The sequence below is a fragment of the Streptococcus sp. SCPM-O-B-15294 (M123) genome (assembly GCF_058200455.1).
Window position 1 is genome coordinate 246,639 of sequence record NZ_JBYQGU010000002.1, and the last position, 9,413, is coordinate 256,051.

12 protein-coding genes and 1 pseudogene are annotated in these 9,413 nt (G+C 42.2%); 12 read left to right on the top strand and 1 reads right to left on the bottom strand.

Features of this window, described 5'->3' with window-relative positions; translation table 11 throughout:
• Positions 1-49: 49 nt before the first annotated feature.
• Positions 50-1,366: an FAD-containing oxidoreductase gene (locus AC3E8G_RS02830; protein WP_236128051.1), complete on the bottom strand. Its 1,317-nt coding sequence runs from the start codon at positions 1,364-1,366 to the stop codon at positions 50-52.
• Between the two features lie 180 nt (positions 1,367-1,546).
• On the opposite strand from AC3E8G_RS02830, the pseudogene truB (AC3E8G_RS02835) reads away from it, so the two are divergent.
• The 12 genes and pseudogenes from truB (AC3E8G_RS02835) to AC3E8G_RS02890 form a co-directional block, all read left to right on the top strand.
• Positions 1,547-1,795, top strand: a pseudogene (gene truB / locus AC3E8G_RS02835) (tRNA pseudouridine(55) synthase TruB); the annotation flags it as partial.
• Positions 1,796-1,961: 166 nt separating this feature from the next.
• Entirely contained in the window at positions 1,962-2,222 is a 261-nt protein-coding gene (locus AC3E8G_RS02840; RefSeq protein WP_238656208.1) for a hypothetical protein, read from the top strand.
• Between the two features lie 13 nt (positions 2,223-2,235).
• Complete coding sequence (locus AC3E8G_RS02845; RefSeq protein ID WP_185761515.1) at positions 2,236-2,391, top strand: hypothetical protein; 156 nt, start codon at positions 2,236-2,238, stop codon at positions 2,389-2,391.
• A gap of 3 nt (positions 2,392-2,394) precedes the next feature.
• Positions 2,395-3,156, top strand: a complete 762-nt coding sequence (locus tag AC3E8G_RS02850) for a hypothetical protein (RefSeq protein ID WP_048689987.1) — start codon at positions 2,395-2,397, stop codon at positions 3,154-3,156.
• A gap of 164 nt (positions 3,157-3,320) precedes the next feature.
• Complete coding sequence (gene truB, locus AC3E8G_RS02855; protein ID WP_048689984.1) at positions 3,321-4,217, top strand: tRNA pseudouridine(55) synthase TruB; 897 nt, start codon at positions 3,321-3,323, stop codon at positions 4,215-4,217.
• 4 nt (positions 4,218-4,221) lie between these two features.
• The gene (locus tag AC3E8G_RS02860; RefSeq protein WP_048689980.1) at positions 4,222-5,139 is read left to right on the top strand and encodes a bifunctional riboflavin kinase/FAD synthetase; all 918 of its coding nucleotides are present in this window, start codon (positions 4,222-4,224) and stop codon (positions 5,137-5,139) included.
• A 127-nt stretch (positions 5,140-5,266) separates the two neighbouring features.
• Positions 5,267-5,668, top strand: a complete 402-nt coding sequence (locus AC3E8G_RS02865) for a Spx/MgsR family RNA polymerase-binding regulatory protein (protein ID WP_040803090.1) — start codon at positions 5,267-5,269, stop codon at positions 5,666-5,668.
• A 1-nt stretch (position 5,669) separates the two neighbouring features.
• Complete coding sequence (locus AC3E8G_RS02870; RefSeq protein WP_048689976.1) at positions 5,670-5,948, top strand: UPF0223 family protein; 279 nt, start codon at positions 5,670-5,672, stop codon at positions 5,946-5,948.
• Complete coding sequence (locus AC3E8G_RS02875) at positions 5,938-6,711, top strand: inositol monophosphatase family protein (protein WP_048689972.1); 774 nt, start codon at positions 5,938-5,940, stop codon at positions 6,709-6,711. Before AC3E8G_RS02870 ends, AC3E8G_RS02875 begins: the two co-directional genes overlap by 11 nt.
• Positions 6,708-8,012, top strand: coding sequence for an RsmF rRNA methyltransferase first C-terminal domain-containing protein (locus tag AC3E8G_RS02880; RefSeq protein WP_490676973.1), 1,305 nt, complete (start codon positions 6,708-6,710; stop codon positions 8,010-8,012). The genes AC3E8G_RS02875 and AC3E8G_RS02880 overlap by 4 nt, the downstream gene beginning before the upstream one ends.
• Positions 8,013-8,142: 130 nt before the next feature.
• Positions 8,143-9,009: a phosphate ABC transporter substrate-binding protein PstS family protein gene (locus AC3E8G_RS02885; RefSeq protein WP_293873552.1), complete on the top strand. Its 867-nt coding sequence runs from the start codon at positions 8,143-8,145 to the stop codon at positions 9,007-9,009.
• A gap of 17 nt (positions 9,010-9,026) precedes the next feature.
• A partial coding sequence (locus tag AC3E8G_RS02890) for a PstC family ABC transporter permease (protein WP_490676974.1) occupies positions 9,027-9,413 on the top strand: 387 nt, incomplete at its 3' end.

Genomic DNA, 9,413 nt, shown 5'->3' on the forward strand with positions numbered 1-9,413 from the left:
AAATAATTGAGAGGCTAGGACTTTTGTCCCAGCCTCTTTTTTATGTTAGTTAAATCGCAAAGAGATCGTTTAGGTTTTCTGCCATGGTTGGGTGGGTAAAGATTTGTTTTGCGATGTAAGTATAAGGGATCTTGTTGTCCATGGCCATGGTGATCAAGTTGATAAGTTCGCCTGCAGCTTCTCCAAAGAGAGTCGCTCCAAGGATTTCTTTGGTTTCTGGGTTGACCACGGCTTTGAAGGCACCTCGAAGATCTGCATTAACATGTCCACGAGGCATGGCAGCAACAGGTAATTCTTTAACAGCAACTGGAAGTCCTTTGTCGCGTGCTTCTTGCTCGGTCAAGCCGACTTGGGCAAGTGGAGGAGCAATAAAGAGTGTTGTCGCATAATTTCTACGAGTTTCGAGATTGTAGCTACCATCGCCTGTAAGGTAGTTGAAGACAATGCGGAAGTCATCGAGTGACATATAGGTGAATTGAGGACCACCATTGACATCCCCAACTGCAAAGACACCAGGGACGCTGGTTTCCAAATGACGGTTAACTTGGATCGCTCCACGATCAGTGACTTGGATGTCTGTGTTTTCAAGACCAAGTCCAGCTGTGTTTGGTTTCCGTCCTGTTGCGTAGAGAAGGATATCAAACTCAAATTCTCCCTTATCCGTTACAACGGTTAAGCTGTTTTGGCCATCTTTGATTTCTTGGGTATGAACGCCTTGCAAGAATTGAATGCCATCTTCTTCCAGGTAGCCTTTGGCAAGAGCTGCGATGCTTGGCTCGATCCGTGGCAAGAACGTGTCCGCAGCATCCAATACTGTTACTTGGCTGCCCAAGGTATTGTAGAGGTGGGCAAATTCCAATCCGATTGGTCCACCACCAAGGACGCCCAGGCGTTTTGGTAGGTTTTCCAAACGTTGAATACCGGTTGAATCAACAGCAAATTTACTTTCAGCCAATCCTGGGATTGGAAGAATAGTTGGCACAGCTCCAGTATTAATAATAATGGTTTCAGCTGTCAATTCTTCCTTTTCATCTCCAGCTTGAATTTCAATGACCTTGTTGGAAAGGAAACGAGCAGTCGCATCGATTATGTCTACACCAGTTCCAGCAATGGTTGCGTAGTTCTTGCCATTGAGACGAGTAGTGACTGCATTTTTTTCGCTCATAGCTTGTTCAAAATCCAAGCCTTTTTCCGCTGCGACGATCAAGGTCTTAGTTGGAATACAAGCGATATTGATACAAGTACCACCATACATAGACTTGCTCTTTTCAATCAGAGCAACTTTTTTTCCTTGGCTTGATAATTTCGCTGCGAGTGTTTTACCAGCTTTACCAAATCCAATAACAATAACATCATACATTAACATATGTTACACCTTCTTTCGTTTTCTATTGTATCAAACCCATTTTAAAAAGTCTGAAATCTGCTACGGGATTTTTAAAAGGCTCATCAGAACGAGGAAACAGGGACAAGAAGTCTCATTTCATGGTATAATAAAGGCTCAGTGACCGTCATGGTCATACATGAGATAGAAAGAGCAATTCAAATAGACGGAATTATCAATCTAAAAAAAGAAGCAGGGATGACTTCACATGATGTGGTCTTTAAACTGCGGAAAATCCTAGGAACCAAGAAGATTGGCCATGGAGGGACTCTGGATTCGGATGTGGTCGGGGTGCTTCCGATTGCCGTAGGAAAAGCGACCCGGATGGTCGAATTTATGCAAGATGAGGGTAAAATCTACGAGGGAGAAATCACTTTGGGATTTTCTACCACGACGGAAGATGCCAGTGGTTTTAAAAAGGAGACTTTCAATCTGCCATGGAAAATATGTCCAAATATAATTTGAAAAAAATTTGGGGCAGATTAAGAGACTATACATTTTTAATATCAAGCTTTGAACTATTAGAAGTGTCTATCCATCTTCAAGATGTGCAAGATATTGCTTTCTTTGAGAACAGTTGTCCAATGCGCCAGATTCGAAAGATGGTAAGGCAAAACTCGTTGCTCAAGCCATAAAAGATATTGTATTTAATCAAGAAGTGAACGACTACTTCGATACTACCGAATCAGAAAGTAAGCTAGCTCGAATCATGTTCTCTTATTATGGAGCACTCAATGCTCAATTAAAAGGAGATGAAGCTCGTGCTCGAAGTTTGTTTGAAAGCATAGCCCATGAAAATCCAGAGCTTTTTATGTTCAGGAAGCGCAGAAATATTTAGAAGGAGAAAACTGATGTCGGAACGTAGAGCTTCACCGATTGGAAGTGTTGTTCGTGTGAGAGAAGGTGTGGAGTCACTCATGATAATAAATTGCTGTCCAGATATTAAAAAAGCAGAGGCAAAAATGAAACTAGGACCATTTGGATTGGGCTTATCAATAGGGGAGTAAAGCATGGAAATACAACTACAATTACGAGGAAACTCAGAGGGATTTATCCTTCAGTCGAAACTACCTGATGAAGAACATTGGACTGAGAGGATTGAAATCGTTCAAGAAGAGGAAGGTTATCGTCTATATGCAAAAGATGTAGAAATTCTTGTCTTGAAAGCATCAGAATACATTTCTAAAAGAAAAAGAATAGTCGCAAGAGGGTTAAATAAGGATTTGATTTATTTTGAAGAAGAAAGATTTGATCATTTATGGGAACAAGCATATTGGCATGGAGTTTTTCAATTCAATTTAAACAACTATGAAATGAAGTGTGTAGGTTCAGGTAGTAAAGGAGATATTCTACCTGTGACAAAAGATGGCATTCCGATTGCCGTTTATGCTGCAAGTAATATTGCAATTGCTGGAAAGAGAAACTTTTCTCTCTATACTGAAAATATTGACGAAATTGACAGTTTACTGATGTTTTATATAGTTGATTATATTAGGGGATATGACTTTTTAGATATTGATTCTTTATCTGCAAGATATCGTTACTTTTATCAATTCAGTGACCGCTCAGCTCTAACGAAGGAACATTTAGATATGCTTCCAGAGGGGAGAAGACCTTCCAAGTTAGAGGCGTTTATCATTTATTTTTTATCAGCTTTGCTTGTTGTGGTTGTCAGTTTGGTATCATTACGCTCTTGGTTCTTATTATTAGTAATTCTTCTGATACATTCTATTTATAATATCATAAAGAATTGGAGAAATAGAGATGAATAGTAGGGTATTTACCTATAGATTTATTATTGATGCTACATTAAAAGGAATCTTAAAAAAGGTACCAATAGCCTAATTAAAGGCATGAGAGGATGGTTTAATGATACTGGAACGAATGAAAAAAATTTATTAACCACATGATGAGAAAGGAAAATAGAAAGCAAGACATGGACGGAATTATTAATATAAAAAAAGAAGCGGGCATGACTTCGCATGATGTGGTCTTTAAACTTCGGAAAATCTTAGGCACCAAGAAGATTGGCCATGGAGGAACTTTGGATCCGGATGTGGTGGGCGTTTTACCCATTGCTGTAGGGAAGGCGACTCGTATGGTCGAGTTCATGCAGGATGAGGGCAAGGTCTACGAGGGGGAAATCACTCTGGGATATTCAACAACGACCGAGGATGCTAGTGGGGAAGTTGTCGCAGAGACTCCTGTTTTGTCTCCACTGGATGAAAAGCTTGTTGATGAAGCCATTGCTAGTCTGACAGGGCCTATCACCCAGATTCCACCAATGTACTCAGCAGTCAAGGTCAATGGGCGTAAGCTCTATGAATATGCGCGTGCTGGTCAGGAGGTCGAACGTCCAGAACGTCAGGTGACCATTTATAGTTTTGAAAGAACCAGTCCCATTTGCTACGAGGATAAACTTGCGCGTTTTACTTTCCGAGTAAAATGTAGCAAGGGAACCTATATCCGTACCTTATCGGTTGACTTGGGAGAGAAGCTTGGTTACTCCGCCCATATGTCTCATCTGACCCGAACCAGTGCTGCCGGTTTGTCACTGGATAATGCCTTGACCCTGGAAGAGCTTGCTGAAAAGGTAAGGCAAGGAGATTTGAGCTTCCTTCATCCACTTGAGATTGGTACCGGGGATCTGGAAAAAGTAGAGCTGACAGTTGAAGAGGTTGGCGAAGTCCAAGTGGGACGCTTTATTCCAGTTGAGAGCGAAGCCAGAGAGTTAGCTGCTTTTTACCAAGAGAAGTTGGTAGCCATTTTGGAAAAAAGGGAAGAACTTTACAAACCTCGCAAGGTTTTTCTGACAGAAAGTGTGTTACAATAAATTTATGAACATTTGTTATGTATCTAGTGAAAAAGAAATAAAAGCTCAAGCAGATACTGTTCTTGTCTTGGGCTATTTTGACGGTCTTCATCGAGGGCATCAGGAGCTCTTTCGGACAGCCCGCACTATTGCCGATGAGCAAGGACTTCGAGTAGCTCTTTTGACCTTTCCAGAATCTCCCAAATTGGCTTTTGCCCGTTACCAACCAGAATTACTCCTCCACCTCCAAAATCCAGAGGAGCGTTTTAAACGAATGGAAGAACTGGGAGTCGATGATCTATATCTTATCGATTTTACCAGTGATTTTGCGGCTCATACGGCCCAAGAATTCGTTACTACCTACCTAACAAGACTTCGAGCTCGTGTCTTAGTGGCAGGCTTTGATTATAGCTTTGGTAGCGATAAGAAAGTAGCTAGTGATTTGGGAACCTATTTTAAAGGCCAAGTCATCGTAGTTCCACCTGTCCTAGACCAGGGCAAAAAAATCAGCTCGACCCGTATTCGCCAGGCCATTGCCTCTGGCCAAGTGAAAGAAGCAGCTGATCTTTTAGGTTATCCCTTATCCAGTCGTGGCATCGTAGTCCATGGTGATGCACGGGGGCGAACCATTGGTTTTCCAACAGCAAATCTGGCACCGATCGATCGCACCCATCTCCCTCAAGATGGTGTTTATGTCGTCGAAGTAGAAGTGCTAGGTCAGCGTCACCGGGGGATGGCCTCTGTAGGGAAAAACTCGACCTTTGATGGGACGGAACTTCGCTTTGAAGCCAATATCTTTGATTTTTCAAAAGATATTTATGGACATACGATTCGGATTTTTTGGTTAGACAAGATTCGAGAAATGGTCAAATTTGATAGTGTAGAAGCACTCGTCGAGCAACTGCGCCAGGATGAGATCATGGCTCGTAAATGGACAAATTAATTTTTGTTAGAAATTCTCCCTTAAGGGGAGAATTTTCTTTGTCTAAATTAAAAAATCACTATGCAAGCATGGAATAATTTTGTATAATAGAGTCAGCTAAGTGTGTCCAAAAAAAGAAGAGAAGAACATGATTACATTATTTTTGTCTCCGAGTTGTACATCCTGTCGCAAGGCCAGAGCTTGGTTAGAAAAACATGAGGTTCCTTTTAAGGAACACAATATTATGACGAGTCCTCTAACAACTGAGGAGTTGCGTAATATTTTAGCTCTAACTGAGAACGGTACAGACGATATTATTTCAACTCGTTCTAAAATTTTTCAGAAGTTAAATGTTGATGTAGAGGATTTATCGATTTCTGCTTTAATCAAGTTGATTGAGGAGAATCCTAGTCTTTTGCGTCGCCCAATTATTCTAGACAAGAAACGGATGCAAATTGGTTTTAATGAGGATGAAATTCGCGCATTTCTCCCTCGAGGATATCGTAAGGAAGAGTTAAGATCTGCTACATTAAGAGCGGAGATCCATTAATATGAATAAAAATTATAGTTACCCACTCGATTTATCGTGGAGCACTGAAGAGCTTGCTTCGGTGCTTTCTTTTTTTAATCAGGTTGAACAAGCCTATGAACAAAAGGCAGATGCTCGTATCTACCTAGAAGCCTATAAGGCCTTTAAGAAAGTTGTCCCAAGTATTGGCGAAGAAAAGCGTCTGGGAAAGGAGTTTGAAGAGGTCAGTGGCTACTCACTTTACCGCGCAACCAAAGCCGCGAAAGAAAAAGGGGAAGGATGGTTTTCGATTGATCAATAAATTAGAATTTGCTAAGACCATTGTCAAAGAAGCAGGAAGCTATCTAAGAGAACACTTACATGACCAGCTAGCGATTACTGTCAAAACAAATCCGACGGATTTGGTGACTCAGATGGATCAGGAAGTGCAAGCAACCCTGGTTGGCAAGATTTTAGAAGCCTATCCAGAAGATCAAATTTTTGCTGAAGAAGATGAACTTCGTGCTCCTATTCACTCCGGTAAGGTTTGGGTGATTGATCCCATTGATGGGACCAATAATTTTGTGACCCAAAAAGAAGATTTTGCTGTTATGGTTGCCTATTTTGAAGAAGGTCTTGGTCAGTTTGGCTTGATCTATGATGTCATGCGCGACCATCTCTTTTTTGGTGGAAAGGATTTTGGAGTCTTTTGCAATGACAAAGAACTAAAACCGTTTCAAAATAGGCCTATTGGGGACTTATTAGTGGCTTCTAATGTCGGCATGCTCAAGTCCAACGCTTGGGGCATGGCGGATCTGGGAGCAGAGTGCTTGGGGATTCGGGTCTACGGGAGCGCTGGTATCAGCTTTACCAAGATTCTATCTGGTGGCATTTTAGGCTACTTTAGCTATATTTGGCCATGGGACTATGCAGCAGCAGCTATTATGGGTGAGTGCCTCGGATACTCAGTCTTGACCTTGGAAGGGAAAGAACCTAGCTATGAGACCTTGGAGCCTATCATGATGGTCCCAACTTGTAAACTAGATGAGATTCAACCCTTTTTGACGAAAGGAAAAGACGCATGACCTTTCCTCAAGGATTTAAAGAAAAGTATACCCAACTACTTGGAGAGGAGGCTGAGGCCTTCTTTCAAACCTTTGACGAGCCGGCCGTATCTGCCTATCGGACTAATCCATTGAAGGCGGAGCAAATCAGAGGTGATGAACCTATTCCAGGCATGCCTTGGAGTTACTATGGCAAGGTATCAGGGAAATCCATTGCCCATGTCACTGGACTGGTCTATTCGCAAGAACCGGCTGCCCAAATGGTAGCCCAAGTAGCCCATCCAAAACCAGGTATGAAGGTCTTGGATCTTGCGGCAGCACCGGGTGGCAAGACGACCCACTTGCTCTCTTATTTAGACAATCAAGGACTCCTTGTTTCCAATGAAATCCACAAGGGCCGCTCCAAGATTCTGGTTGAGAATGTCGAACGTTTTGGAGCCTGTAATGTCGTGGTGACCAATGAATCAGCCGATCGCTTGGCTAAGGTTTTTCCGGCCTATTTTGATTTGATTGTTTTGGACGCACCATGCTCTGGTGAAGGAATGTTTCGAAAGCAGCCAGATGCTATGGACTATTGGCATCCTGATTATCCAGCCCAATGTGCTAGTCTCCAGAGAGAAATCTTAACAGATGCGCTCAAGATGCTGGCACCAGGGGGGCAGCTGGTTTATTCGACTTGTACCTGGTCACCAGAAGAAAACGAAGAAATTGTCTCTTGGCTCTTAGACGAATATGAGCTGGAATTGCTACCGATTGAAAAAATCAATGGCATGGTAGAAGGAATCGGCCATCCCGAAACAGCCCGTATGTATCCCCATCATTTCAAAGGGGAAGGGCAATTTGTTGCTAAATTCCATTATCAGGGAGAGCCTGAAGTCAAGAAGATCAAGGAAGGCCGTTCCAATCTAACGGCTGAGCAGAAAAAGTTGTGGCAAGCTTTTGCCAAGGACTGCTTGGCCATGGACTTGGAGGGCCTCTACCAATGTTTTGGAGATCAGCTTTATCTATTGCCGGTTGGACTTCCTGATTTGAAAAAGGTCAAGATTGCTCGCAATGGCTTGCACCTTGGAACCTTCAAGAAAAATCGCTTTGAACCTAGCTTTGCCTTAGGCCTAGCTCTGAAGCCAGAGCAAGTGAAGAAAGCGGTCAGCTTATCAGATCAAGACTTCATCAAGTACGCAGCTGGGGAGACCATTCAACTGGAGCAGGACTATACCAATGGATGGTATCAAGTCTTAGCTGGAGGCAATGGTTTAGGCTTTGCTAAAGTAACGGGCCGTACCTTGAAAAATTTCTTTCCAAAAGGCCTGAGATTTAGATAAATTATTAGGAAATGCGGTCTTTCTATGTTATAGTGGAAATAGAGTGATTCTTGCTAGAATACTAGAAGATGACCAAGTGTTTAGAGATAAAATTTAAACGATATTTGATTATGATTCAAGGAGACTTACATTGAATAAATGCAAAAAGCTAGTCCTTGGGCTAGCAACAGTAGCACTTGCAGTTTCTCTATCTGCCTGTGCATCTTGGATTGACCGTGGAGAAGCGATTACAGCTGTTGGATCGACAGCTCTACAACCGTTAGTTGAAGGGGTAGTAGATCGTTATATAGAAGAACATCCCGGTAAGATTGTCAATGTCCAAGGGGGTGGATCTGGTACAGGTCTGTCTCAGGTCCAATCAGGAGCTGTCGACATTGGAAATAGTGACCTCTTTGCAGAGGAAAAAGATGGCATCGATGCTTCTAGTTTGGTAGACCATCAAGTGGCAGTAGCGGGAACAGCTATCATTGCCAATAAGAATATTTCTGTAGACGATTTGACAACCGAACAATTGCGTAAGATTTTTACTGGTGAATATACCAACTGGAAGCAATTGGGTGGTGAAGACTTGGAAATTACTATCGTGAACCGGGCAGTAGGATCTGGTAGCCGTGCTGTGTTTGATGCCATCATCATGAATGGGAAAGATCCTAAACAGGCTCAGGAACAGGATTCCAATGGAATGGTGAAGAATATTGTTTCCCAGACTCCAGGTGCTATTTCTTATCTGGCCTTTACCTATGTGGATGATAGTGTCAAAACCATGAAGTTAAATGGTTATGAACCAACTAAGGAAAACGTGGTAAACAATAACTGGCCAATCTGGTCTTACGAACATATGTATACCAAGGGGGAGCCAAGTAAATTGGCTAAGAAATTCTTGGATTACATGATGACTGATGAGGTCCAGCAGGAAATCGTTGGTAAGATGGGCTATATCCCAATCAATGATATGAAAGTCAGCCGTGATCTTGACGGTAACATTACGAAGAAATAAGAAGAATTAGGTAAAACATGAACGAAGTAGCAAAAAAAATGCTCGCAAAGTCCAATAATTCTCGGTTGGAAAAATTTGGTAAAACCATTACTTTCTGCTGTATGAGTTTGATTGTCTTTGTTGTAGCTTTGATTTTGATTTTTGTAGCCCAAAAGGGATTATCGACCTTCTTTGTCAACAAGGTCAATGTCTTTAGTTTCCTTTTCGGATCCACATGGAATCCATCAGGGAAAGAATTTGGGGCTTTGCCAATGATCTTGGGTTCCTTCATTGTAACCCTTTTGTCTGCCTTGGTAGCGACACCATTTGCCATCGGTGCAGCAGTCTTTATGACAGAAGTTTCTCCTAAGGGAGCTCGCCTCTTACAACCAGCTATTGAATTGTTGGTAGGGATTCCTTCTGTT